This is a genomic window from Brucella sp. MAB-22, assembly GCF_025908475.1.
Classification (GTDB): domain Bacteria; phylum Pseudomonadota; class Alphaproteobacteria; order Rhizobiales; family Rhizobiaceae; genus Brucella; species Brucella anthropi.
In genome coordinates this window covers 311,359-335,920 of record NZ_CP109782.1, presented here as the reverse complement: position 1 = coordinate 335,920, position 24,562 = coordinate 311,359, and the positions used below count along the sequence as shown (strand labels likewise).

Here is a 24,562-nt window from a genome sequence, read left to right as displayed (position 1 = left end):
AACCTCAACTCTTATTTGACGGCGCCTGCTGTCAGACCTGCAACGATCTGGCGCTGTGCGAAAACGGTTAGCAACAGGACCGGCAATGTGACCACAAGGGCTGCGGCGGCAAGCGGACCCCAGCTGACCTGTTCAAAGGACAGCATGTTGTAAACTGCGACCGGCAGGGTGCGTGTCTCGCGGCTTGCAAGCACGATGCCGAAAACGAAATTGTTCCACGAGAAGATCACCGCAAGGATGAGCGACACCACAACGCCCGGCTTGGCGATTGGAAGTGCCACCTTCATGAACACCTGCCACGAGGATGCGCCATCGATAATGGCGGCTTCTTCAAGCTCCAACGGCGTTGTCTCGAAGTAGCCGATCATGATCCAGATCACGATTGGAACAGTCACAACCAGATGGATGATGATCTGCGGCCAGAGGGTGCCGAGCAGTCCGAGCGTCTGAAACAGCAGAAACAGCGGGATCAGGTAGGACAGACCCGGCGTCATACGCGCAATCATGATGACGATTGCCGACTTGTTGGCGCGCAGTCGTGCAATGCCGTAGCCTGCCGGAACCCCGACCAGCAATGCCAGCAAAGTCGCTGTTCCGGTCACGAGAATACTGTTCCAGAAATAGAGCAGAAAATCGTTGGTCTCGAAAATTCCGCTATAGTTCGACCACGCGATGCGGTCGGGGATCAGGATCGGTGGATAGGCGCCGTTGTCGATTTCATATTTCAAGGAAAGCGACAGCATCCAGACGAAGAAGAAGATTGCAGGCGACACGATGATGAAAACCATGAGTGCCGTGCCAAGCTTTGAAAGAATTGACTTGCGTGCCATGGTCGGTCCTCACGAGTTCCATTTGGTTCGCTGGCGCAGGGCCAGAAGGATCATCGACATGGCGATAATGACAATGAAGAACACCACGGCAATCGCCGATCCATAGCCAATGTCATAATAGGAAAACGCCACGTTATAGAGATAGATATTGATGGTTTCCGATGCCGTTCCGGGACCGCCCTGCGTCATCGCATAGATAATGTCGAAGCTTTTCAGCGCATCGATCGAGCGGATGATGACGGCCACCATGATAAAGGGCAGGATCATCGGAAGCGTGATATAGCGGAACTTCTGCCAGCCATTGGCACCATCGATTTCCGCACTTTCAAACGGATCGCGCGGCATGGAGGCCAAGCCGCCGAGCACAATCAGCATGACCAGCGGCGTCCACTGCCAGGTTTCAACCAGCACCAGCGACGGGATAACCGTGCTCTGATTAAATATCCACTCCTGCGGCGCAATGCCGATCAGCGAGAGAAGATAGTTCAGCACACCGAGCTGCGGGTGATACATCATCGTCCAGACAAGGGCGACGGCAACCGGCGTCGCCATCATCGGCATGACGAAAATACCGCGCAACAGCCCGCGCATTGGCAGCTTGCTGTCAAAGACCAGCGCCGCAATCGTGCCCAGAATCATCGGCGCCACGACCGAGAGAACTGTATAGACAAGCGTATGCCACATGGATTCCCAGAAGCGCATATCGGCTGCAAGACGCAGATAATTGTCGAAGCCGACAAAGCTCTGCTCCCCGCCGAGCTGCCACTGGTTTGCACTCATCCAGAGCGTAAACACCCATGGGAAGACGATCACCGCCCCGACGGTAATCAAGGCTGGAAGAACGAATGGCCAGTAACTTGGCCGCAAGCGGCTCTTGCCAGTCTTGGTGGAGGAAGCTGCATTGGCAGCAGCTTCCGTTTTTGCACCTATCGGGGCGGCAGATGTCATTTTCCTTCGCTCCGTGCGAGGACCGGACGGAATTCTTCCGTCGCGCGTTTCATTTCAGTTTCTGCGTCAGCACCATTCAGAAGATTGGTGAGGCCGACACCGATAATGTCGCGGAATTCCGTGACGGGCACGATGACCGGCAGGCAGAGCTGGCTGATCGGGGCAGACTTCGAGAGAGCTTCCACCCAGCCTTCCGGCATAGTGACGCCCTTGCGCACGGCTTCATCATCGATGACCGACTTGCGGAATGGAACGCCCGATCCCGACTGCAACAGGCGAGCGCCCATTTCCTTGGAAATGGCCCACTGGCAATAGAGATATGCAGCTTCCTTGTTCTTGGAAGCTTCGGTCACGCCGATACCGTCGCCGGTGGTTGGTGCTGCCTGCGCATTCGGGCCTGCTGGCATGACGCCATAGCCAACCTTGCCGACAACACGCGACTTGTTCGGGTCTTCGAGCGGCGGCGCAAAGCCGATACCGTCGAGCCACATGCCGACACGGCCCTGCAGGAAGTTCGACTGGCATTCAGCCCAGTTAAAGCCTGCAACACCGGGAGGTGCCGATTTGGTCATCAGGCGCTGATAGAGCTTGGCGGCTTCAATCCCTTCAGCCGAATCCGTCTGCAGATTACCGTCTGCGTCAACCGACTGCTTGCCATAGCCGAGCAGGAGGCTGGTATAGACCGGCGCATTGGCATTCTTCATGCCGCGAGCGACAAAACCATAGGTTCTGGTTGATGGATCGGTGAGCGCTTCTGCAGCGGCAACCAATTCTTCAAAAGTCTTCGGGAATTCGATGCCCTTGGCGGCAAAGAGTTCCTTGTTCCAGTAGATGATCCAGTAATCGACCGAGAAAGGCAGCGCGCCGAAGCGGCCATTGGCATCCTTGGCGAAGGTCAGACCGGCGCTTGCAAAATCATCTTCTGTGAGTGATGCATCGGTCAGCGTCGGGTCTTTCAGAAACGGATTGAGGTCGGCAAGCCAGCCACCCTTTTCAAATTGACGCTTCTGAACGTGATAGCTGATGTGAATAACGTCGAAGCTTGGACGACCGGACGTCAGCTCGATCACCGCTTTCTGGCGCTGCTGCTGTTCCGGCATCTGCTCGGAATTGACCTTGATGCCGGTGAGCTCTTCGAATTCCTTCTGATATTTCTGAAGGATTTCGCCGCGCGGGCTCTTGATAAGATTTACTTCAAGCGTGGTGCCAGCATACTTCTTCCAGTCAACTGTCGACTGCGCGAAAGATGGGCTGATGCCCGTGACACCCGAGGCGGCGATGGCCGCTGTTCCCGCCAGAAACTGACGACGTGTTGGACGTAATAGATTCATTACATGCTCCTCCCCTATGGCTTCTTGGCCTATCATTCTTCTGGCCCGGCAACTCCTCTTGCGCGGCCCTGGTTGTTAAATCTGCAAAGCCAGCTTCCGTGCATTGTTGATGTGAACGGCGATGGCATCCATGGCTGTCTGCGGATCGCGTGTTTCGATTGCAGCAAGGACAGCGAGATGCTCCTGCATGACCGGGATAACACGCCCGGTGATGCGGAAGCGCTCCTGATTGATCAGGCGCATCTTGATCGTATTGGTCTGGTAAGCACGCCAGATGATCTCATTATCGAGCGAGCCGACAATTGTGTCGTGCAGGCTCCAGTCGATATTCTGCGCCCGTTCTTCAAGCTCCGGCGTTTCACCTTCGCTCATTGCGCGATTGAGAGTGTCTTCATGCTCGGCACGCAGCGAACGCAACAGCTCGTCGGAAGCCGACTGACAGAAAATCGCAATCGACTCCTTTTCGATGAAAAGGCGGAACTGAAACGCTTCGCGGATCAGATTGAGGTCGATATGAGCGATCTGAAGCCCGCGCTGCGGCACGGTCTTGATAAGACCTTCCGCCTCAAGGCGCGGGATCAGTTCGCGGATCGCACCCAGTGGCAAGCCCGTCATGGTGACGAGCTGGCGCTGCGAAACGAACTGGCCCGGATGAAAATCACGCGCCAGCAAATGCTGGGTGAAGCTTTGATAAGCCTTATCCCGCAATTTTACTGGTTCGTTGTGATCGTCTGCCAAAGCCTGTCCCCTCTTAGTCCCGTTTGCTTATGCCGCCCTTAAGCTGCTTTTGCCATATGCAAACGGTCGAATACACTGCCGATTGCATCGAAATCCGCATCATTCAGTGAAATCAGCGGTGCGCGTACGCGACGCCACTCCTTGTCACCCGTATGACGCGCCACCATGGCCTTGACCGCAGGCGTTACCGGATAGTTCAGCAATTGCTGTACTGCGCCGACCAGTTCGGCATCGTCCTGACCGTCGTTGATCATGCGCAGCAGGCGATCCGGGAACAGATTGGCCATGCCGGAAATCGCACCCTGCCCGCCGAGACGCACACCGGCCGCAAGGTCGCGTTCATCGCCGATCAGGATCGCAATGTCTTTGTGCGCAGCAAGCAACTTTTCCGTATAGGCCCAGTTACCGGACGAATCCTTCACGCCGATGATGATTTCACCGAAAGTTGCGCGCAGGCGACCGATGAGATCGACCGACAGTTCAACTGCAGTCACCGATGGAATATTGTAGAGAATGATGCTGCGGGCATCGCTGCCCAGACCTTTGAAGACTGCCGAGAACCAGTTGAACAGACCTTCGTCGGAGAGATTCTTGAAATAGGAAGGCGGTGCCAGAAGAATAGCCTTGCAGCCGCGACGCAGCGCATCGGCCGACTGCAGGACCGCATCGGCAATCGAATTTTCCATGACGCCGACAACGATGTTCGAAGCCGGGAAACCCTGCGCAATGAAGGCGTCGAGAAGTGCTGCACGCTCAGCATCGGCAATCGATGACCCTTCGCCAGTGGTGCCAAACAAGGTTACGCTTGAGCAGCCGCTGTCGAGGCGTGCGCGTGCGTGCTTCAGCGCACGGCTGACATCGATTTTGCCATCTACATCGAATGGCGTCGTAAGCGCTGCAGAGAGCCCAAAGCGCTCCTGCCCTGAATGATTATGCGCCAAAACTGGCTCCTCCCAAATTTGAACTTTAAGCTTGCACATACTAACATGTTAGTAAAGAGTCAATTCGGGTTCAGTGTGTAATCTCATGATTTTGGAAGAACCTGGGAGAAAGTAGAATTCGGGCGCTGACCTCTCCTTCCCTCATCCTGAGGAGCTGTTGAAAACAGCGTCTCGAAGGACGAGGGATGGGACGACAGGAGACGTTCAATTTATCGGACTGGAACAACGCCGGTTTCGATGAAGGAAAGAACTTCTGTTTTGCTTGGCGAACCGGCACGTCCGCCGAAGCGTGCGCATTTGATAGCTGCAGCGGCATTGGCAAAGCGGATGATGTCGGTCATCGGCTTCCCTTCCACCAGACCATGCGCGAAAGCGCCATGGAAGACGTCGCCCGCAGCCAGCGTATCCACAGCATCGACGGTGAAACCAGCGACATGGGAAACAGGCTGATTAGCGCCTTCCGTCCAATAGCAGCCATCTGCGCCAGCCGTGACAGATGTGAAAACATCATAACGGTTGCTAAGAATACGGACGCATTCGTGCAGATCCGCCGTGCCCGTGACGCTGATTGCAGCAGGTTCTGATGCAACGATATGGGTTGCAAGCGGTAGCAGCGTTTCCAGCAATTCGACAGGCGCGGTATCGGCATCAAGTATCGCCGGAATGCCTGCATCGCGTGCCGCACGCAGCGCCGTCTCCGCAGCCCATGGCCAGCGCACATCGGTCATAACAGCCGCATAGGCTCCCGCCACAATCGGCGGCACCAGACCAGACGGGCTTGCAAGCTTGCGATCATAAAAGGGCACAATGATGCGTTCGCCATTTGCATCGACAAGGATTGAAGAGAAGGCCGTGCGTGCGCCTTCCAGCCGTCGGATATAGGAACAATCAATGCCTTCGGCTTCCAGTTCTGCGACGGCGCGGTCGCCCACCGGATCAACCCCGGCGGAAGCCCAGAGCGCCACATCACCACCAAGTCGGGCAATCGCGGCAGCGGCGCTTGAGGCCATGCCAGCAGCAATCTCGACCGCTTCGCGCGGCAGATATTTGCCTGCCTGTTCGGGAAGCGTGTCGAGGCGGAAAATAGTGTCCATTGTGAGGGCACCGACGCAGAGAATCTTGGACGTCATGATTACGAAATAAGACCGTCAGAGTGCAAGGTCTGCCAGAATTCATCCGGGATAGACTGCTCGAACCAGACCACATTTTGCCTGATCTGTTCCGGCGAACGGACACCGATCAGAATGGAGCTGACGGCCTCATGCCTCAACGGAAACTGCATGGCGGCAGCGGCAAGCGGCACATTAAACTGATCGCAAATATCATGCAGACGATTGGTGCGCGCAATGATGTCGGCAGGTGCATCGGCATAGTCGAACTTCTGTTCGCCGCCGCGCGGTGCCGCGAGAATTCCTGAATTGAACACACCGGCGATTACCAGTGCCATGCCGCGCTTTTGTGCCAGCGGCAGGAATTCTTTTTCAGAAACCTGATCGAGCAGCGAATAGCGCCCAGCCAGAAGCGAGCAATCAAGATCAGCTTCTTCCAGCGCATCGCGAATGATCTGCCATTCGTTCACACCAAGACCAAAGCCCTTGATATTACCTGCCGCGCGCAACTCGGTCAGCGCACGGAAGCCGCCCCCCTTGGTCAGCGCATTCCAGTGAAGCTCGTGTCTGTCGCCATGGGTCACACGGCCAATATCGTGGACATAAAGCAGATCGATTTCAGGAAAGCCGAGGCGCTGTTGGCTGTCATCGAAGCTGCGCATGACGCCATCATAGCTGTAATCGAAAACCTCACGGAAATTGAGGCCATTATGCCAGCCCGAATCGAGCGGATTCTTTGGCGGCGATGGTGGCAGCGTGCGACCAGCACGCTCATTGGTCATCAGACGCCCGACTTTGGTGGAAATGACGGCGCGCTCGGGTTTTTCACGCAGCATATCGCCAAGAAGGTGCTCGCATCGGCCATAGCCATACATCGGCGCACTGTCGAAATAACGGATACCGCTGCCCCAACCAGCTTCCAGCAAAGCGTCCGCATCAGCACGCGAAACCGGCGCATACAGTCCGCCCAAAGGCGCGGTTCCCAGACCAAGCGCGGTTACAGTCAAACCAGTTCGGCCAAGCGTCCGCTTTTCGGATGCCTTCAATTGCATGGGTATCTCCTCGATCGCGGCATGCAGCATGCCGCACTCCTTTTTCAGCGCGTCTTATCCAAAAACCGCTTCACACTTTTTGGGACGCGCCGCCTCTTCCAGCGATTGATAGGAGCAAGCTTGCCGAAGCGCAATCGGAAAAGCATGCGCATGCAAACAGTCTATTCACTCGCAAATAAACCGCGCTTGACAGTCTCGAATTCCTGTCGATATTACTATGATGTCAGACCAATTTAAGAACCAATAAGGGAACCGGCTCTGACCTGATTGCGCGTTGAGACTCTGGGCTGATCTCTGGGCCAATCTGTGAAATGGAGGCAGAATGAAAGATCGCAGGCTGCTGCAGATTGCACCACTACCGCCGATGGATCGCGCCCGGCAGGTAACAGACGCGCTCGCCAACTACATCGCGACAGCGCAGCTTCAGGCCGGAGATCGCCTTCCCGCCGAACGTGAATTGATGACAGCACTCGCTGTCGGCCGCTCCACCATTCGCGAAGCAATCCGTCATTTTCAGGCATTGGGTGTGATCGAAGCCCGCAAAGGCAGCGGCACCTATCTGCTCAAGCCGATTTCGGCGGCAACTATTCACATGCCGCTTTCATTCGACCCCGCACAATTGCGTGATGCTTTGCTGCAATCGCTTGAAGTGCGCCGTGGCATCGAAGCTGAGGCCAGCATGGTCGCCGCCCGCAAACGCACCGCTGAAGACCTCATCATCATCGAACGCAATCTCAATGAGATGGAACGCGTTCATATCGCGGAAGGCACGTCAGGCCCGGAAGATCTGGCGTTTCACCTCGCCATTTACGACGCGACCCATAACCCGCTTTTCAGACAATTGCTCGAACAGATGCGCGAAGCCTTCTTGCATTTCTGGGATCATCCCTTCGAGCGGGTCGATTTCGCGCGGCGGACCTTTCCGTTCCACCGCACGCTCTTTAACGCCATCGTGGCCCAGGACCCTGAAGCCGCGCGGCAGGAAACACTCAAAATCCTCGACATTGTCGAGGAAGACATCAAGGAAATGTCCAAATGACCGACGGGATGGATCCGCTGGATTTTGCAGCACTTACGGTTGCCCATGATGAAGGCAATGCCTACGACGCCGTGGTTCCACCCATCGTGCAGACCTCGCTTTTCACCTTCCCAAGCTATGACGACATGGTCGCCTCCTATCGCGGCGAAAAGGTTCGTCCGATCTACACACGCGGCCTCAACCCGACCGTACGGGCATTTGAAGAAATGCTGGCAAAACTTGAAGGCGGCGAAGACGCGCTGGGCTTTGCCAGCGGCATGGCTGCGATCTCTTCAAGTGTGCTGGCCTTCGTCAATCCGGGTGATCGCATTGTTGCCGTGCGCCATGTCTATCCAGATGCGTTCCGGCTTTTTGGCACCATTCTGAAGCGAATGCAGGTGCAGGTCGATTATGTCGACGGACGTGACGAGGAAGCGGTTGCAAAAGCCCTGCCCGGTGCAAAGCTCTTCTACATGGAAAGCCCGACGAGCTGGGTCATGGAAGCCCATGATGTCGGTGCCCTGGCAGCGATTGCCAAGCAGCATGGCGTGTTGAGCATTATCGATAACAGCTGGGCCAGCCCGATCTTCCAGCGCCCACTGTCGCTTGGCGTTGATCTCGTCGTGCATTCGGCATCGAAATATCTTGGCGGTCATAGCGATGTCGTGGCCGGTGTCGTGACCGGCTCGAAAGCCCTGATCAATACAATCCGTGCGGAAACCTATCCATATCTCGGCGGCAAGCTTTCACCGTTTGATGCGTGGCTTCTGGTGCGCGGTATGCGCACTTTGCCGACGCGCATGAAGGCGCATGAGGCTTCGGCACTGGAAATTGCGAAGCGTCTTCAGGCGCTGGATCTGGTTGAGACCGTCTGCCACCCGGCACTCGCCAATCGTCTGCCTGCGGGGCTCAAGGGCACGTCCGGCCTGTTCTCTGTCATCTTCCGGGAAGGCGTGAACATTCGCGAATTCTGCAATCATCTCGATCTGTTCAAGCTCGGCGTGAGCTGGGGTGGACATGAAAGCCTGATCGTGCCGGGCGAAGTCGTGCTGCAGCAGAAAGCACAGCCAAATTCGGCACATACGTTCGGCATCGACCCGCGCTCCGTGCGCCTGCATGTCGGACTGGAAGGAACGGAAGCGCTGTGGCGAGATATCGAAGGAGCGCTCGCAGCATCGACCGAATAGCGAAAATCTAGTGAGGAGCAATAAGGGGAACTGCAATGAAAAAACTAATAGCAGCCGCATTCGCAACCATGCTTTTGAGCGGCACGGCACTCGCCGATACCACTCTAAAGCTTGTTGAAGTCATCACCAGCCCGGAACGCACCAAGACGCTTGAATCCATCGTTGCCAAGTTTGAGGCAGCCAATCCGGGTACCAAGGTCGAAATCATCTCGCTGCCATGGGGCGAATCCTTCCAGAAATTCGCAACCATGGTTTCGGCTGGTGAAATTCCCGATGTCATGGAAATGCCGGACACCTGGGTTTCGCTCTATGCCAACAATGGCATGCTGGAAAACCTCGAGCCATATCTCGAAAAGTGGGAAACCACGCCAGACCTGACCGAGCGCGCACTTGAGCTTGGCCGCAGTGTCAACAACACAGCCTATACGCTGCCTTACGGCTTCTATCTGAACGCCATGTTCTACAACAAGAAGCTGCTGTCTGAGGCTGGTGTGTCCGAGCCGCCAAAGACGATGGACGAATTTGTCGAAGCCTCCAAAAAGATCGCAGCCCTTCCCGGCAAGTCCGGCTTCTGTATGCGTGGTGGCCCCGGTGGTCTCAATGGCTGGGTGATTTTTGCCGCATCCATGGCCGGTGACAATAAGTTCTTCAACGAAGACGGCACCTCGACCATGAACAGCGAAGGCTGGAAAAAGGGCATCACCTGGATGGTCGATCTCTACAAGAACGGCCTTGCACCGAAGGACAGCGTCAACTGGGGCTTCAACGAAACCGTCGCCGGTTTCTATAGCGGCACCTGCGCCTTCCTCAACCAAGATCCAGATGCGCTGATCGCCATTGCCGAACGCATGAAGCCGGAAGATTTCGGCGTCACCATCATGCCAAAGGGCCCGGATGGCAAAACCTTCCCGACCATCGGTTTTGCCGGCTGGTCGATGATGAGCGGTAGCCAGAACAAGGACCTCTCCTGGAAGCTGATCTCGATGCTTGAAGGTCCGGAAGGCAATATCGAATGGAACAAGCGCACCGGTGCATTGCCGGTTCTTAAATCTGCTCAGAACGATCCGTTCTATAGCGGCGAGCAGTTCAAGGGCTGGTTCGATGAACTGGCTGACAAGAACGTCGTTCCAACCGTCATGCCGACCTATCTGGAAGAATTTGCCTTCTTCAAGGATTCGCTCGTCATCAAGACCTCGCAGGAAGCGCTTCTCGGCGACATCACGCCAGATCAGCTGGCCGACCAATGGGCAGAATATCTGACCAAGGCACAGCAGAAGCACCTTTCAAAGCAATAGCACCATGAACAGCTTGCAGGCGTGGAAGACCGCGCCTGCAAAGCGAATGATGCAGCCCCGCGAAGGGAAAAATGATGAACAACACCGCTTCCATAAAGGCCCCGGTGCACAACGACGTGCCAAGACAGGATCGCCGCAGTTTTCTGCAGCGACTTGCGCACGCCTCCGAACCTTATCTCTACAGCGCCCCCGCACTGATCCTCATCGGCGCCATCATGCTGGTTCCGCTGGTCCTCGGCGTCTCCTATGCCTTTCGCGACATTCAGTTGCTTAACCCGTTTTCGGGTGGCTATGTAGGGCTTGATCATTTCCGCGAACTTGCGACGGATCAGGCTTTCTATCGTTCTTTGAAGAACACACTCTGGTGGACCGGCTGTTCGGTGCTGCTGCAATTCGTGTTCGGGCTTATTCTTGCCCTGCTGCTCGACAAGCCATTCGCCGGACGCGGCATTGCGCAGGCATTGATCTTTCTGCCATGGGCTGTACCGACATTCCTCACCGGCCTTAACTGGGCGTGGCTGTTCAATCCGGTGATCGGTCCGCTGCCGCACTGGCTACATGCAATCGGCATTCTGAGCGCACCAGACAACATCCTGTCCGACCCCAATCTGGCCATGTGGGGCATCATTACCGCCGGTGTATGGTGGGGTATTCCGTTCTTTGCCATCACCATGCTGGCCGCTTTGCAGGCCATCCCCCGCGATCTTTATGAAGCAGCAGCGATTGATGGCGCTGGCCCCGTGCAGCGTTTTCTCTCGATCACGCTTCCATATCTCGCGCCAACCATGGCTATCACCATTTTGCTGCGCACCGTCTGGATTGCCAACAGTGCCGATCTGATTGTCGTGATGACCGGTGGCGGCCCTGCCGACCGGACACAGATCGTCGCCAGCTACATCTTCACGCAGGCCTTCAAACGGCTCGATTTCGGCTATGCCTCGGCAATTGCGATGGTCCTGCTTGTCCTGCTGATGGTCTATTCAATGCTCATCGTGCTGTTGCGCCAGACGCTGCTGAACAAGGATTGAGGCCATGACAAACCGTAAACTCCTCCTTGTCGGCGCGCATCGCATTGCCATTCTGCTGTTCGTCCTGTTCGCGCTGTTTCCGATCTTCTGGCTGGTGAAGGTTTCCGTCACGCCCAATGATCTGCTTTACAGCGAAGGCGTACGGCTCTGGCCATCGCGCATGACGTTCGATCACTTCAGCCATGTTTTGAATAACAGCTCATTTCCGCTGTTCTTCCGCAACAGCCTGATCGTATCCGGCTCAACCGCCATCATCGTTACGCTACTGGCATCGCTCTCCGGCTATGCGCTGTCACGTTTCAATTTCCGTGCAAAATACTGGATTGTGGCGCTGATGCTGCTGACGCAGATGTTCCCGCTCGTGATGCTGATCGCGCCGATCTACAAGATCATGGCACCGCTCGGTCTCACCAACAGCCTGATCGGCCTCATCATCGTCTATTCGGCATTCAATGTGCCTTTTGCAACCTTCCTGATGCAATCGTTCTTCGACGGCATTCCGAAGGATCTCGAAGAAGCCGCCAAGATCGACGGCGCAACGCAGTTCATGGCTTTCCGCCAGATCATTCTGCCGCTGACCCTGCCCGGTATTGCTGCAACGCTCGGCTTTGTTTTCACCGCAGCGTGGAGCGAGCTTCTGTTCGCGCTGATGCTGATTTCCGGCAATGATTCAGCCACGTTCCCGGTCGGGCTTTTGAGCTTCGTCTCAAAGTTCTCGGTCGATTTCGGACAGATGATGGCAGCGGGCGTGCTCGCGCTGATCCCGGCCTGTCTCTTCTTCTTCCTCATTCAACGATATCTCGTGCAGGGCCTCACGGCTGGCGCGGTCAAAGGCTAGAGCATGTCTCCCAAAAGTGGGAACCGGTTTTGGGATAAAGACATGCGTTAAAACAGATAGATAGAGCATTTCTAACGATTGATCTTAGACAAGAAATGCTCTGAAAGGATCTTCCCTATGGCTTCCATCGATATTCAGTCAGTCCGCAAAAGCTATGGCGAACATGCTGTTCTGCACGGCGTTGACCTTGAGATCAAAGATGGCGAATTCATCGTGCTGGTCGGCCCGTCAGGCTGTGGCAAATCCACATTGCTGCGCATGATTGCAGGCCTTGAAGACATCACTGCCGGTCAGGTGCAGATCAGTGGCAAGCGCGTCAATGAGCTGGCACCCAAAGATCGCGATATTGCGATGGTGTTTCAGTCCTATGCGCTCTATCCGCATATGAGTGTCGCCGACAATATGAGCTACAGCATGCGACTGCGCAAAACGCCGAAAGAAAAGATCGCAAGCGCCATCAAATCGACCGCCGCCAAGCTCGGCCTTGATCCTTTGCTGGAGCGTCGTCCGAAAGCACTTTCCGGCGGCCAACGTCAGCGTGTTGCCATGGGCCGCGCCATTGTGCGTCAGCCCAAGGCCTTCCTCTTTGACGAGCCGCTTTCCAACCTCGACGCACGGCTGCGCGAGCAGATGCGTGCTGAAATCAAGAAGCTGCATGGCGAGCTGAAAGCCACGTCGATCTATGTAACGCATGACCAGATCGAAGCCATGACTCTGGCTGACCGTATTGTCGCCATGCATGGTGGCGTGGTGCAACAGGTCGGCTCTCCACTGGAGCTTTATGACCACCCGGCCAATCTCTTCGTGGCAGGTTTCATCGGCTCACCCGCCATGAACTTCCTCGATGTGACCTATCTTGAACAGGATGGTGGTCCGCGTCTGAAACTCAAGGACGGCACGCTCATCGCATTGCCGCAGCCCGTAAAACTCAAGGATGGCGCGAACGCCACACTCGGCGTTCGTCCAGAGCATGTGCATATCGAGAATTCAGCAGGCCTGACGGCTGATGTCGATCTGGTCGAGCCGACTGGCTTCGGCATTATCCTGCATCTCAGCCTGCACGGATTGCCGTTCAAGATTTTCACGCTGGATCGCGATGCGCTTCATGCGCAGGGTTCCATTCAGGTGAGCTTCCCAGCACAGCATCTCCATCTGTTCGATCGCGAAGGAAATCGCGTCGAGAGTGCTTAAACTGCATCCGAAAACCGCGCCTGAATGCTCTGTGAAAGCAGGGCAACAGGGCGGCTCTGATCACCAGCCTTGAGCCAGATCAGTTCTTCAATTTCACTGGAAGCGGCAGGAACCTGCCCTTCTTTCAGGGTGAGATGAAACAGCTCGGCTTCAACTGTGGAATCAAGTTCATTGGCTGCAGGCGCTGACATTTTTGCTGCATAGCGCAACTGGCTCTCATCAATGAGAATGCCGAGTTCTTCCTCGATCTCACGGATGAGTGCGATTTGAGGCTGCTCGCCCGCATCGATCTTGCCGCCGGGCTGGAAGAAAATCTCGCTACCCCGCTTGCGTACAAGGAGGAAACGGCCCGCTTCATCGCGGACAATGGCTGCTGCAATATGAATCGTTTTCATGATGACGAATTCTCGTTGCGTGGGCGGATGCCGTCAAGAATGATGGCGCTCACCGCTTTGGCCGTTTCATCATAGAACCCGGCCTCCTCGGAACGCTGCCCGAGAACGGCGCCGACCTGCACGGAAAAATCCGAATAATGCTGCGTTACCGCCCATATGGTGAAAATCAGATGATAAGGATCGACCGGAGCTAAGCGCTTTTCAGCAATCCATCGATGAATGACAGCCGCCTTTTCATCGACCAACTGCTTCAGGTGCCCTTTGAGAAAGTCAGAAATCGCCGGAGCGCCATGCAGAATTTCATTGGCGAAAAGGCGCGAAGCCTCCGGTTTCTTCGCCGACATTTCAAGCTTCACAGCAATGTAGCGCCGCAATTCTTCCAGCGGATCACCGTCCGGATTAATGTGTTCGAAAGGCTCCAGCCAGGTGGCAAGCGTATCTTCCAGCACGGTCACATAAATATTCTGCTTGCGCGGGAAATAATAAAGCAGGTTTGGCTTCGACATGCCTGCCTTCTCGGCGATCTGGTCGACCGTCGAACCTCGAAAGCCATAAGCGGAAAAAACCTCCAGCGCTGCATCGAGGATAAGCCTGCGATTTATACCCTGAATGCGCGTCGCGCCTTCCGACTTGTCGTTCGACATTTTCTCGTTTTCAACCGTGTCGGTCCGTGAGTCTGAAGGAGCTGTGGCCATTTGACACCTTTCAGCAGTGTAGAATTTTTCAAAAGCGCTTGACCATATTCAAACGCTCTTCTAGCCTGCAATTTGACCAACTAGTCAAGTTTTTGCCGGCAAGGCAAGAATATTGTGGCCAAAGAGCCGGGTCGTGGGAACATATATTGGCGGGTGGATACGGGCTAGAAGTATAATGGCCCGAATTTAAACGCACATACATAATGCGGAGGCAGAGCGCATGGTGCTCACCAGCAATCTTAGAGTCAATGGCGATCGTCTTTGGGACAGTCTGATGGACATGGCCCAGATCGGTCCCGGTGTGCGCGGTGGCAATAACCGCCAGACCTTGACCGATGAGGACGGCAAAGGCCGCAAACTGTTTCAGAGCTGGTGCGAAAAATCTGGGCTTTCCATGGGTGTGGACACGATGGGGAACATGTTCTTCCTCCGCCCCGGCGAAGATGCCGACGCCGATCCGGTCTATATGGGCAGCCATCTCGACACGCAGCCGACGGGCGGTAAATTCGATGGCGTGCTGGGCGTGCTCGGCGGCCTCGAAGTCATGCGCACGCTCAACGATATGAATATCAAGACAAAGCGGCCAATCGTCGTCGTCAACTGGACGAATGAGGAAGGCACGCGATTTGCCCCAGCGATGCTCTCATCCGGTGTTTTTGCCGGTGTCCACGAGCAGGACTGGGCCTATCAGCGCACCGACGCCAAAGGCAAGAAATTCGGAGACGAACTGGAGCGCATCGGCTGGAAAGGCGATGAACCGGTCGGGCAGCGCAAAATCCATGCGATGTTCGAGCTTCATATCGAACAGGGACCAATCCTTGAAGTTGAGCACAAGGATATCGGTGTTGTCACGCACGGTCAGGGGCTGTGGTGGCTGCAGGTGACCTTGACCGGCAAGGAGGCGCATACCGGCTCTACGCCTATGAAGATGCGCAAGAATGCGAGCCTTGGCCTCGGCAAGATGCTGCAACTCGTCAACGAAATCGCCATGTCCCACCAGCCGGATGCAGTTGGCGGTGTCGGCCATATCGACGTTTCACCCAATTCACGCAATGTGCTTCCGGGCCAGATCGTTTTCACTGTGGATTTCCGTTCGCCCAACCAGGATGTGCTGGATGACATGAAAACGCGGTTTGAAAAGGAAGCGCCGAAGATTGCCGCAGAACTGGACATCGGCATCGAGATTGAGGTGGCCGGACATTTCGACCCGGTGACCTTTGATGATGGTTGTGTGGTGGCGATCCGCAATGCGGCAGAGCGACTTGGCTACAGCCATCGCAACATCGTTTCCGGCGCAGGCCACGATGCCTGCTGGGTCAATCGCGTCGCACCAACGGCCATGGTCATGTGCCCATGCGTGGACGGGCTCAGCCACAATGAAGACGAGGATATTTCGAAGGAATGGGCGTCGGCGGGAACCGACGTGCTTCTGCATGCGGTATTGGAGACTGCTGAAATTGTAAGCTGATTTCACAACCATCCACTACTGCTACTGTTCGCAACAAAACCAAAAAGGGGAACGACGAACAATGGCAAAGGTCATCAAAGGCGGAACCGTCATCACGGCTGACCGCACCTTTAAAGCCGATGTTCTCATCGAAGGCGAAAAGATTGTTGCTGTCGGCGACAATCTCTCCGGCGATGAAGTCATAGATGCATCCGGCTGTTATATCATGCCGGGTGGCATCGACCCGCACACCCATCTGCAAATGCCCTTCATGGGGACCTATTCTTCCGACGATTTCGATACTGGAACAGCGGCTGCCCTTTCTGGCGGGACGACGATGGTGGTCGATTTCGTGCTGCCGGATTCCGAAGGTAACCTGCTCGACGCGCTTCAGGAGTGGTTCCAGAAGGCTGGCAAGGCGCGCACCGATTATTCGTTCCACATGGCGATTACCGGCTGGAACGAGCGCACGTTCAACGAAATGGCCGAGGTGGTGAAGCGCGGCATCAACACCTTCAAACACTTCATGGCCTATAAGGGCGCGTTGATGGTGAATGATGACGAGATGTTCGCGTCGTTCCAGCGTTGTGCTGAACTGGGCGCCATGCCGCTCGTCCATGCTGAAAACGGCGATATCGTTGCGCAGCTGCAGGCTAAACTGATGGCCGAAGGCAATGACGGACCGGAAGCCCATGCCTATTCGCGTCCGCCGGAAGTGGAGGGTGAAGCAACCAATCGCGCGATCATGATTGCCGATCAGGCAGGCGTTCCGCTCTATGTCGTGCATGTTTCCTGCGAACAGAGCCATGAAGCGATCCGCCGCGCCCGGCAAAAGGGTATGCGCGTGTTCGGCGAGCCGCTGATCCAGCATCTGACGCTGGACGAAAGCGAATATCATAACAAGGATTGGGATTATGCGGCACGCCGGGTAATGTCGCCGCCATTCCGTGACAAGGTCAATCAGGATAGTCTCTGGGCCGGTCTTGCGGCTGGAAGCCTGCAATGCGTTGCAACCGACCATTGCGCATTCACTACTGAACAGAAGCGTTACGGCATCGGCAATTTCACCAAGATTCCGAATGGAACGGGTGGTCTGGAAGAACGTATGCCAGTGTTGTGGTCGCGCGGCGTGCGCACTGGTCGCCTGACGCCAAATGAATTTGTTGCTGTCACCTCGACAAACATTGCCAAGATCTTGAACATCTATCCGCAGAAAGGCGCAGTGCTGCCGGGTGCTGACGCTGATCTTGTCATCTGGGATCCGGAGGCAACCAAGAAGGTTTCTGCAAAAACACAGCTTTCCTCGATTGATTACAACGTGTTCGAAGGTTTTGAGCTCAAGGGCCTGCCGAGGACGACGCTTTCACGCGGACGTATCGCTTTCGACAAGGGACACGTCAAGGCAGAGCCAGGCGACGGGCGCTTCGTCGAGCGCGAGCCGAACGGTGCCGTCAATCGGGCGCTGTCACAATGGAAGGAAATCGTTGCGCCGCGCAAGGTGGAACGCAGCGCCGAACATATGCCGATAGGGGTCTGAGACATGGCCATCGTCCAGCTTCGGGAACCGCGCATGAACTTGAATGACAGCATGGCCACCCGATCCAGGGATAATGGGAGGGGCGAGGCAAATGCGCAGACAGTGATCGACATCAAAGACTTGTCGCTCGTCTTCGAGACGAATGACGGACCTGTCCATGCGCTGTCCAATATTGATCTTGCCGTCAAGCGCGGCGAGTTCGTTTCCTTCATCGGACCTTCGGGATGCGGCAAGACTACCTTGATGCGCGTCGTGGCCGATCTGGAGCAACCGACATCAGGTTCTGTCACGGTCAACGGCAAAACACCGGAGCAAGCCCGTCTGGACCGGTCCTATGGTTACGTATTTCAGGCGGCCGCTCTGTTTCCGTGGCGCACCATCGAAGACAATATCAGCCTGCCGCTGGAGATTATGGGGTTCTCCAAGGCAGAAAGGCGCGAGCGGATCGAAAAGAACCTCGCGCTCGTCAATCTCTCAGGCTTTGACAAAAAATATCCCTGGCAGCTTTCCGGCGGCATGCAACAGCGCGCATCGATAGCCCGCGCATTATCATTCGATCCTGATATGCTGCTGATGGACGAGCCCTTCGGCGCTCTGGACGAAATCGTGCGCGATCATCTCAACGAACAGCTACTCAAGCTTTGGGCAGCAACCCGCAAAACAGTGATTTTCGTCACACACTCGATCCCGGAAGCGGTGTTTCTCTCAACCAAGATCGTTGTCATGAGCCCGCGCCCAGGCCGCATTCATGAAATCATCGATTGCGATCTTGGCCCGGACAGACCACTTGAAATCAGGGAGTCCGAAGCGTTCCTGAAAATTGCCCACCGCGTCCGTGAGGGTTTGCGTTTGGGGCACATCCATGAATAAGGGCACTTTTCAACGGCATCGTGCTGGAGATCGTCCATGAAAGGCTTCCTGCACGACAGATTCATCCCCGTGGCGACTATACTCGCCGTCATTATTGCGCTTTGGTACGGCCTGGCGGCGGTACTCAACGCCCCGTTTGAGCGTGATCAGGCGACACGCGCAGGGACAGAAATCACCTTCTCGACGCTTGTTGCCAATACAATGCATCAGGACCGTCCGGTCCTGCCTGCACCGCATCAGGTAGCTGAAGAAATCTGGAAAACCGTCTTCGGAGTCAAACCGAGTTCCAAGCGCAGCCTGATCTATCACGGATGGGTCACACTATCGTCCACCCTGCTCGGTTTTGTGCTTGGGTCGGCACTGGGGGTTCTTCTCGCTGTGGGAATTGTTCATTCCCGCACACTCGACAAGAGCCTGATGCCATGGATCATCACCTCACAAACGATCCCGATCCTCGCCATCGCGCCGATGATTATCGTGGTCCTGAATGCCATTGGCATATCGGGCTTGCTGCCCAAAGCTATCATCTCCACCTATCTCTCTTTCTTTCCCGTAGCGGTGGGAATGGTGAAGGGACTGAGATCGCCTGATGTGATGCATCTCGACCTCATGCGCACCTATAATGCATCAAGATCGCAGGTGTTCTGGAAACTGCGCTGGCCTGCGGCCATGCCATTCCTGTTCACATCGATGCAGATCGCCGTCGCGATCAGCCTCGTTGGCGCGATTGTCGGTGAATTGCCAACCGGTGCAGTTGCCGGTCTTGGTGCTCGGCTGCTTGCAGGCTCGTACTATGGCCAGACCGTGCAGATTTGGGCAGCACTCGTTGCCGCTGCTCTGATGGCTGCGGTGCTGGTTGCGCTGATTGGCGTCGCGGCACAGCTTGTGAACCGACGCATGGGTGTAAAGCCGGAAAGGGCAGCCACATGATGACAGGCATCCTATCCGTCATAGCGCTAATAGCTGTTTCATGGCTGGTTGTGGGTTGGGTCGCAAGTCTCAAGACCCGTAACCCTTTGGGCCAAAAGCTTCTGGATATCGCAGTGCCAGCGCTCTTTGGCATCGCGATGTTATTGCTCTGGGAAGTAACCGTCCGGCTTTTCGCTATTCCTCAGGTTCTCCTTCCAGCACCATCAGCAATCTGGGCACGCATAACGGCGTCCGTACCAATTCTCTGGGCGGATTTCCGACAGACCTTTCTGAAGGCCGTCATCATCGGCTATGTGGCGGGATGCGGTCTCGGTTTCATAACCGCCATCATCGCCGACAGGATTCCATTCCTGCGTAAAGGCCTGTTGCCGCTCGGCAATCTGGCTGCAGCACTTCCAATCGTGGGCGTCGCACCGATCATGGTGATGTGGTTTGGCTTCGACTGGCAATCGAAGGCAGCGGTGGTCATCATCATGACCTTCTTCCCTATGCTGGTGAACACGGTTGCGGGCCTTGCCAGTACCGGGGCAATGGAACGGGACATGATGGAAACCTACGGCTCAAGCTACTGGCAGACATTGTTCAAGCTGCGTCTCCCAGCGGCCATGCCGTTCATATTCAACGCTCTCAAGATCAATTCCACCCTCGCACTTATCGGAGCGATCGTGGCGGAGTTTTTTGGCACGCCGATTGTCGGCATGGGGTTCCGCATCTCTGCGGAAATCGGGCGCATGAATGTGGATATGGTTTGGGCTGAAATCTTTGTAGCTGCTCTTGCGGGATCGCTCTCTTATGGGCTGATCGCGCTGATCGAGCGCAGAATGACATTCTGGCACCCTTCATACAGGAGGGCATAAGCCTGAATAATTGGCATCTGCAAAAATAAGGCAGACCAAAGTGCATTCCGAAAAGTGGGAACCGGTTTTCGGGCAAAATGCGCGGCAATAAAAAGAACCAGAGGAGAACTGAAATGAAAAAGGCAATTTCTTTATGCCTTGGAACAGCCGGACTGGCGCTCGCGCTTATGAGCAGTTCGGCAATGGCAGCCGACAAGCTGACCTTGCAGCTCAAATGGGTGACGCAGGGGCAATTTGCCGGTTACTATGTAGCCAAGGACAAAGGCTTCTATGAGGAAGAAAATCTCGATGTCGATATCAAGCCGGGCGGACCGGACGTCGCTCCGCCGCAGGTGATTGCCGGTGGTGGCGCGGATGTTGTGGTTGACTGGATGCCGTCGGCGCTCGCGACCCGCGAAAAAGGCGTCCCGCTCGTCAACATCGCCCAGCCCTTCAAGAAGTCCGGCATGATGCTGACCTGCCGCAAGGATACTAACATCACCAAGCCGGAAGACTTCAAGGGTCGCACGCTCGGTGTCTGGTTCGGCGGCAATGAATACCCGTTCCTGTCATGGATGAGCCATCTGAAAATTCCGACCGAAGGCGGCAAGGATGGCGTGACCGTGCTCAAGCAGGGTTTCAACGTCGACCCGCTGATCCAGAAGCAGGCCGACTGCATTTCTACAATGACCTATAATGAATATTGGCAGGTGATTGATGCAGGCATTCCAGCCGATCAGCTTGTGGTCTTCCCATATGAAGAGCAAGGCGTCGCCACGCTGGAAGACGGTCTCTATGTGCTGGAAAAGAGCCTAGATGATCCGGCAATGGTCGACAAGCTCGCCCGTTTTGTCCGTGCCTCAATGAAGGGCTGGAAATACGCATCCGAGAACCCTGGAGAAGCAGCTGATATCATACTCGACAACGATGCTTCCGGTGCTCAGACCAAGGAAGTTCAGGAACGTATGGTCAAGGAAATCGGCAAGCTGGTTGACGGCTCCGATGGCACCCTTGATGTGGCGGCTGCCGACCGCACCGTGGAAACGCTTCTGGGCGGTGGCTCCGACCCCGTCATCACCAAGAAACCGGAAGGCGCGTGGACAGCCAAGATAACCGACGCCATGAAGAAGTGATCCCGTTCAAAACAGCAAAAAACCGGCCCCAAAAGGCCGGTTTCTTTTTGTTTATTCCGCCGGTTCAGCGGTGCCACCCTTTTGTGACTTCCCTTTAAGGGCGTAGTTCAGCTCTCTTTCGAGCCGTGCTTCCTCTTCGGCTTTGGGCTGCGTAAAGCGTCCCAGCAGCAGATAGGCGACCGGCGTTACATAAAGCGTAGCAATCGTTGCTAATCCAAGACCACCCACAATGACCCAGCCCAGAGCCACACGGGCTTCTGCGCCAGCGCCACTTGCCAAAACCAGCGGCACACCGCCAAGCACGGCGCAGATCATCGTCATGCAGACCGGGCGAAGACGAATGTTGGATGCTTCCTCGATTGCTTCTCGAACGCTCAAGCCCTTGTCACGCAATTGATCTGCGAATTCGACAATCAGGATACCATTCTTGGCCATGATGCCGACCAGAAGCACGAGACCGATCTGGCTGTAGACGTTCAGGCTCGTACCTGTGAGCAGCATCGCAAAAACCGCACAACCAAGCCCGAGAGGAACCGTCGCCATCACGATCAGCGCACTGACAAAGCTTTCAAACTGCGCTGCCAGCACCAGAAGAATGATGATGATGGCAAAACCGAACACCATTGCCAGGCCGCTTGATGTTTCGCTGAGCGTCGAAGCTTCCGCCAGCGGAATGATATGGCTTCCCGGAGGCAGCAAAGGTGCCGCGATTTCCTGTGCGACCTTATAGGCGTCCCCCAAAGCGAAATCGTCGCGCAGATTTGTCGTTATGGACACCGAGCGCTGGCGCGTCTCGCGATCAAGCTGCGGCGGAACCGCTTTCTCAACGACCGTAGCAATAGACGACATCGGCACATAACGACCGTCCGTCGTCTTCATGAATATGTTTTCAAGATCGGTCGGATCGTTGATCGGGTTGGTGGTGGCAACGAGTTTCACATCGAAACTGCGATCTCCGACATAAACCGATCCGATCTTGCGACCGTCGAGTACCGACTGCACAGCATTCGCAAGCCCTGTGATGTCGATACCAAGATCGGATGCTCGTTCGCGATTGATCTCGACGGAAAGCTGCGGCTGGGTCGGCTCGACGGACAGTCGCGGCTGCACGAACCGTGGATCCTTTTCCAGCGCGGCAACGACCGCCTGCGCGGCAGGCTGTAGCTTGGCATAATCGCTACCGACTATGGCAAACTGCAAACCGTTGCCCGCACCACGAATACCAAGGCTGTTCGGTTGGGTGGTGAAAATACGCACCGCCGTTATGCCTTTGATGCGCTGGGTAATGTCAGCCATGATTTCCTGCTGGCTGCGCGCGCGTTCCTTCCACGGTGCCAGCGTCAGGACAACAAAGCCGTTATTGGACGACCCGCCGGAACCTGCGATGGCATAAGTAGTAATGATTTCACCGCTATCGCGCAGAGGCTGGACGGCCTCCTCAATCTTGTCGAGCTGAGACTGGAGGAACTCCACACTGATGCCCTGCGGCCCATTGATACGCAGCAGTGCAACGGCACGATCTTCCGAGGGCGTCAGTTCCTGACGGATCAGACCGTAGCCGACAAAGGATGCGCCTGCGAAAAGCATTGCCACCAGCACAACAACGAATGGCGCCGACAGACAGATGTGCAGCGTCTTTTTATAGAAGGTCGCGAGCCCGCCGCCAATACGACGCAGGAAAAGCGGGCCATGGCCGCCGTCTTCGCCATTCCCTTCCTTGAGGAAGCGAGAGGCAAGCATGGGGCAAAGCGTCAACGCAACAACAGATGACAGAAGAACAGCAATTGCCAGCACGAAGCCGAATTCACGGAACAGACCACCCGCCTGCCCCGGCAGAAACGAAATTGGAACGAAGACTGCCGCCAAAGTCAGCGTCGTGGCAATAACGGCGAAGAAGACTTCCTGCGTGCCGAGGACTGCCGCAGCACGCGGCCCCATGCCCTGATTGCGTCGCCGGACAACGTTTTCCAACACAACAATGGCGTCATCAACCACGAGACCTGTGGCGAGTACCAGTGCGAGAAGAGTAAGAATATTGACCGAGAAACCTGCCAGATAGATGGCCGCAATCGTGCCGATCAAAGCGACAGGCATGGACAAGGCCGGGATGAGCGTTGCGCGTATATCCCAGAGGAACACGAAGATAATCGCCACAACGATGATCACTGACGCGATCAGTGCGATTTCCACCTCGTGGATAGCGCCGTTGATGAAATTCGCATCGTCACTGGTAACGGCGATATTCACGCCCGCGGGCAAGGTTTTCTGCAAATTGGCGACCGCTGCGCGAATGCCCTCCGAGATGTCTAGCGTATTCGACTGTGCCTGACGGACGATGCCGAGACCAATTGCCGTCTTGCCGTTGGACCGGACCGCCGAGCTTTCGATATCCGGCCCAAGCGTGACGGTAGCAACATCGCGGATCTGCGTGCGTCCGTTGATGTAGACGTTCTCGAAATCCTCAGGCTTTTCCAGATTGGCCGTGGCACGGACAACGATGGACTGATCGGCGCTACGCAAAGAACCGGCAGGGGCGTCCAGCCCCATGGAAGAAAGCGCCGTAGAAATATCCGCAATGGTCAGACCATAGCTCGCAAGGCGCGCCTGATTGATATCGATGCGGAATATCTTGTCGCGGTCACCGTTGATCTGGACGTCAGCCACGCCCGGAACCGCGGAGAGGATATCCTGTATCTGGTCTTCGACCAGCACCGTCATGTCATCGACAGACATGGTGTCGGACGTAACCGCCAGACGCATCACGGGATCAGCGTTGGAATCGGCCTTGATGATGCGCGACGGGTCCGCTTCTTCCGGCACGTCATTGGCGACACGGGAAATCGCATCGCGCATGTCGGCGGCGGCAACGTTGAGGTCTACACCATCGTTGAACTCCACCGTGACGCGGCTGCGTTCAAACGACGATGTTGAAGAAATAGATTTTACGCCCGAAACGCGCGCGACAGCGTTTTCCAGAACCTGTGTCAACTGACGGTCAATAGTTTCAGCGGATGCACCACTGAAATCCGTGCTTATTGTCACCACAGGCCGGTCAACGTCCGGCAGTTCGCGAATATCGACGCCTGTGAAAGCAGCAAGACCCGCGACGACAATCAGAACGTTGATAACGAAAGCAAAAACTGGACGACGGATGAAAAGCGCCGTCGATCCGCCGCTACTGGATGAGGAATTGTGACCGGTCACGCGTTTACC

22 protein-coding genes are annotated in these 24,562 nt (G+C 55.8%); 12 read left to right on the top strand and 10 right to left on the bottom strand.

Going from position 1 to position 24,562, the window contains the following annotated elements; translation table 11 throughout:
- Window positions 1-11 precede the first annotated feature (11 nt).
- From OHI65_RS11100 to OHI65_RS11070, 7 genes are all read right to left on the bottom strand, one after another.
- On the bottom strand, window positions 12-830 hold the full coding sequence (locus OHI65_RS11100; protein WP_010658186.1) for a carbohydrate ABC transporter permease: 819 nt from the start codon (window positions 828-830) through the stop codon (window positions 12-14).
- Between the two features lie 9 nt (window positions 831-839).
- Window positions 840-1,778, bottom strand: coding sequence for a carbohydrate ABC transporter permease (locus tag OHI65_RS11095; RefSeq protein ID WP_010658185.1), 939 nt, complete (start codon window positions 1,776-1,778; stop codon window positions 840-842).
- Complete coding sequence (locus OHI65_RS11090) at window positions 1,775-3,109, bottom strand: ABC transporter substrate-binding protein (protein ID WP_264358855.1); 1,335 nt, start codon at window positions 3,107-3,109, stop codon at window positions 1,775-1,777. The genes OHI65_RS11095 and OHI65_RS11090 overlap by 4 nt, the downstream gene beginning before the upstream one ends.
- A 75-nt stretch (window positions 3,110-3,184) precedes the next feature.
- Complete coding sequence (locus tag OHI65_RS11085; protein ID WP_012090686.1) at window positions 3,185-3,847, bottom strand: GntR family transcriptional regulator; 663 nt, start codon at window positions 3,845-3,847, stop codon at window positions 3,185-3,187.
- 38 nt (window positions 3,848-3,885) lie between these two features.
- A complete protein-coding gene (locus OHI65_RS11080) occupies window positions 3,886-4,788 on the bottom strand; it encodes a dihydrodipicolinate synthase family protein (RefSeq protein ID WP_264358854.1) in 903 nt (300 codons plus the stop codon).
- Between the two features lie 209 nt (window positions 4,789-4,997).
- The gene (locus OHI65_RS11075; protein WP_094514771.1) at window positions 4,998-5,918 is read right to left on the bottom strand and encodes a PfkB family carbohydrate kinase; all 921 of its coding nucleotides are present in this window, start codon (window positions 5,916-5,918) and stop codon (window positions 4,998-5,000) included.
- 2 nt (window positions 5,919-5,920) lie between these two features.
- Window positions 5,921-6,949, bottom strand: a complete 1,029-nt coding sequence (locus OHI65_RS11070) for an aldo/keto reductase (RefSeq protein WP_125333816.1) — start codon at window positions 6,947-6,949, stop codon at window positions 5,921-5,923.
- A 322-nt stretch (window positions 6,950-7,271) separates the two neighbouring features.
- On the opposite strand from OHI65_RS11070, the gene OHI65_RS11065 reads away from it, so the two are divergent.
- The 6 genes from OHI65_RS11065 (at window position 7,272) to OHI65_RS11040 (ending at window position 13,506) form a co-directional block, all read left to right on the top strand.
- Window positions 7,272-7,988 (top strand): FadR/GntR family transcriptional regulator, encoded by a 717-nt coding sequence (locus OHI65_RS11065; RefSeq protein WP_024897838.1) that lies wholly within the window; start codon window positions 7,272-7,274, stop codon window positions 7,986-7,988.
- On the top strand, window positions 7,985-9,154 hold the full coding sequence (locus tag OHI65_RS11060; protein WP_264358853.1) for a PLP-dependent transferase: 1,170 nt from the start codon (window positions 7,985-7,987) through the stop codon (window positions 9,152-9,154). The genes OHI65_RS11065 and OHI65_RS11060 overlap by 4 nt, the downstream gene beginning before the upstream one ends.
- A 35-nt stretch (window positions 9,155-9,189) precedes the next feature.
- The gene (locus OHI65_RS11055; protein WP_010658177.1) at window positions 9,190-10,449 is read left to right on the top strand and encodes an ABC transporter substrate-binding protein; all 1,260 of its coding nucleotides are present in this window, start codon (window positions 9,190-9,192) and stop codon (window positions 10,447-10,449) included.
- 74 nt (window positions 10,450-10,523) lie between these two features.
- Complete coding sequence (locus OHI65_RS11050) at window positions 10,524-11,477, top strand: carbohydrate ABC transporter permease (RefSeq protein ID WP_264359154.1); 954 nt, start codon at window positions 10,524-10,526, stop codon at window positions 11,475-11,477.
- Between the two features lie 4 nt (window positions 11,478-11,481).
- Window positions 11,482-12,315, top strand: coding sequence for a carbohydrate ABC transporter permease (locus tag OHI65_RS11045; protein WP_010658175.1), 834 nt, complete (start codon window positions 11,482-11,484; stop codon window positions 12,313-12,315).
- Window positions 12,316-12,432: 117 nt separating this feature from the next.
- The gene (locus OHI65_RS11040) at window positions 12,433-13,506 is read left to right on the top strand and encodes an ABC transporter ATP-binding protein (protein ID WP_264358852.1); all 1,074 of its coding nucleotides are present in this window, start codon (window positions 12,433-12,435) and stop codon (window positions 13,504-13,506) included.
- Here OHI65_RS11040 and OHI65_RS11035 read toward each other — a convergent pair.
- Window positions 13,503-13,901 (bottom strand): NUDIX hydrolase, encoded by a 399-nt coding sequence (locus OHI65_RS11035; RefSeq protein WP_264358851.1) that lies wholly within the window; start codon window positions 13,899-13,901, stop codon window positions 13,503-13,505. The two genes, OHI65_RS11040 and OHI65_RS11035, sit on opposite strands and share 4 nt — an antisense overlap.
- Window positions 13,898-14,596, bottom strand: a complete 699-nt coding sequence (rutR, locus tag OHI65_RS11030; protein ID WP_264358850.1) for an HTH-type transcriptional regulator RutR — start codon at window positions 14,594-14,596, stop codon at window positions 13,898-13,900. The genes OHI65_RS11035 and rutR overlap by 4 nt, the downstream gene beginning before the upstream one ends.
- 220 nt (window positions 14,597-14,816) lie before the next feature.
- On the opposite strand from rutR, the gene OHI65_RS11025 reads away from it, so the two are divergent.
- From OHI65_RS11025 to OHI65_RS11000, 6 genes are all read left to right on the top strand, one after another.
- Entirely contained in the window at window positions 14,817-16,064 is a 1,248-nt protein-coding gene (locus OHI65_RS11025; RefSeq protein ID WP_264358849.1) for a Zn-dependent hydrolase, read from the top strand.
- Window positions 16,065-16,125: 61 nt separating this feature from the next.
- Window positions 16,126-17,580, top strand: coding sequence for a dihydropyrimidinase (gene hydA / locus OHI65_RS11020; RefSeq protein ID WP_166943173.1), 1,455 nt, complete (start codon window positions 16,126-16,128; stop codon window positions 17,578-17,580).
- Window positions 17,581-17,613: 33 nt separating this feature from the next.
- Window positions 17,614-18,450 carry an ABC transporter ATP-binding protein gene (locus OHI65_RS11015; RefSeq protein ID WP_012090677.1) on the top strand — a complete coding sequence of 279 codons (837 nt, stop codon included), beginning with the start codon at window positions 17,614-17,616 and terminating at the stop codon, window positions 18,448-18,450.
- Window positions 18,451-18,486: 36 nt separating this feature from the next.
- Window positions 18,487-19,380, top strand: coding sequence for an ABC transporter permease (locus OHI65_RS11010; RefSeq protein WP_010658168.1), 894 nt, complete (start codon window positions 18,487-18,489; stop codon window positions 19,378-19,380).
- Complete coding sequence (locus OHI65_RS11005) at window positions 19,377-20,237, top strand: ABC transporter permease (RefSeq protein WP_010658167.1); 861 nt, start codon at window positions 19,377-19,379, stop codon at window positions 20,235-20,237. Before OHI65_RS11010 ends, OHI65_RS11005 begins: the two co-directional genes overlap by 4 nt.
- 113 nt (window positions 20,238-20,350) lie before the next feature.
- Window positions 20,351-21,349 (top strand): ABC transporter substrate-binding protein, encoded by a 999-nt coding sequence (locus OHI65_RS11000; RefSeq protein WP_010658166.1) that lies wholly within the window; start codon window positions 20,351-20,353, stop codon window positions 21,347-21,349.
- A 51-nt stretch (window positions 21,350-21,400) separates the two neighbouring features.
- Here the strand turns inward: OHI65_RS11000 and OHI65_RS10995 are convergent, their stop codons facing one another.
- On the bottom strand, window positions 21,401-24,553 hold the full coding sequence (locus OHI65_RS10995; protein WP_010658165.1) for an efflux RND transporter permease subunit: 3,153 nt from the start codon (window positions 24,551-24,553) through the stop codon (window positions 21,401-21,403).
- Between the last annotated feature and the right edge of the window lie 9 nt (window positions 24,554-24,562).

Coding starts and splice junctions, on each gene's coding strand:
- OHI65_RS11100 (WP_010658186.1), bottom strand. CDS start 830: ATGGCACGCAAGTCAATTCTTTCAAAGCTTGGCACGGCACTCATGGTT.
- OHI65_RS11095 (WP_010658185.1), bottom strand. CDS start 1,778: ATGACATCTGCCGCCCCGATAGGTGCAAAAACGGAAGCTGCTGCCAAT.
- OHI65_RS11090 (WP_264358855.1), bottom strand. CDS start 3,109: ATGAATCTATTACGTCCAACACGTCGTCAGTTTCTGGCGGGAACAGCG.
- OHI65_RS11075 (WP_094514771.1), bottom strand. CDS start 5,918: ATGACGTCCAAGATTCTCTGCGTCGGTGCCCTCACAATGGACACTATT.
- OHI65_RS11070 (WP_125333816.1), bottom strand. CDS start 6,949: ATGCAATTGAAGGCATCCGAAAAGCGGACGCTTGGCCGAACTGGTTTG.
- OHI65_RS11065 (WP_024897838.1), top strand. CDS start 7,272: ATGAAAGATCGCAGGCTGCTGCAGATTGCACCACTACCGCCGATGGAT.
- OHI65_RS11060 (WP_264358853.1), top strand. CDS start 7,985: ATGACCGACGGGATGGATCCGCTGGATTTTGCAGCACTTACGGTTGCC.
- OHI65_RS11055 (WP_010658177.1), top strand. CDS start 9,190: ATGAAAAAACTAATAGCAGCCGCATTCGCAACCATGCTTTTGAGCGGC.
- OHI65_RS11050 (WP_264359154.1), top strand. CDS start 10,524: ATGAACAACACCGCTTCCATAAAGGCCCCGGTGCACAACGACGTGCCA.
- OHI65_RS11045 (WP_010658175.1), top strand. CDS start 11,482: ATGACAAACCGTAAACTCCTCCTTGTCGGCGCGCATCGCATTGCCATT.
- OHI65_RS11040 (WP_264358852.1), top strand. CDS start 12,433: ATGGCTTCCATCGATATTCAGTCAGTCCGCAAAAGCTATGGCGAACAT.
- OHI65_RS11035 (WP_264358851.1), bottom strand. CDS start 13,901: ATGAAAACGATTCATATTGCAGCAGCCATTGTCCGCGATGAAGCGGGC.
- rutR (WP_264358850.1), bottom strand. CDS start 14,596: ATGGCCACAGCTCCTTCAGACTCACGGACCGACACGGTTGAAAACGAG.
- OHI65_RS11025 (WP_264358849.1), top strand. CDS start 14,817: ATGGTGCTCACCAGCAATCTTAGAGTCAATGGCGATCGTCTTTGGGAC.
- hydA (WP_166943173.1), top strand. CDS start 16,126: ATGGCAAAGGTCATCAAAGGCGGAACCGTCATCACGGCTGACCGCACC.
- OHI65_RS11015 (WP_012090677.1), top strand. CDS start 17,614: ATGAACTTGAATGACAGCATGGCCACCCGATCCAGGGATAATGGGAGG.
- OHI65_RS11010 (WP_010658168.1), top strand. CDS start 18,487: ATGAAAGGCTTCCTGCACGACAGATTCATCCCCGTGGCGACTATACTC.
- OHI65_RS11005 (WP_010658167.1), top strand. CDS start 19,377: ATGATGACAGGCATCCTATCCGTCATAGCGCTAATAGCTGTTTCATGG.
- OHI65_RS11000 (WP_010658166.1), top strand. CDS start 20,351: ATGAAAAAGGCAATTTCTTTATGCCTTGGAACAGCCGGACTGGCGCTC.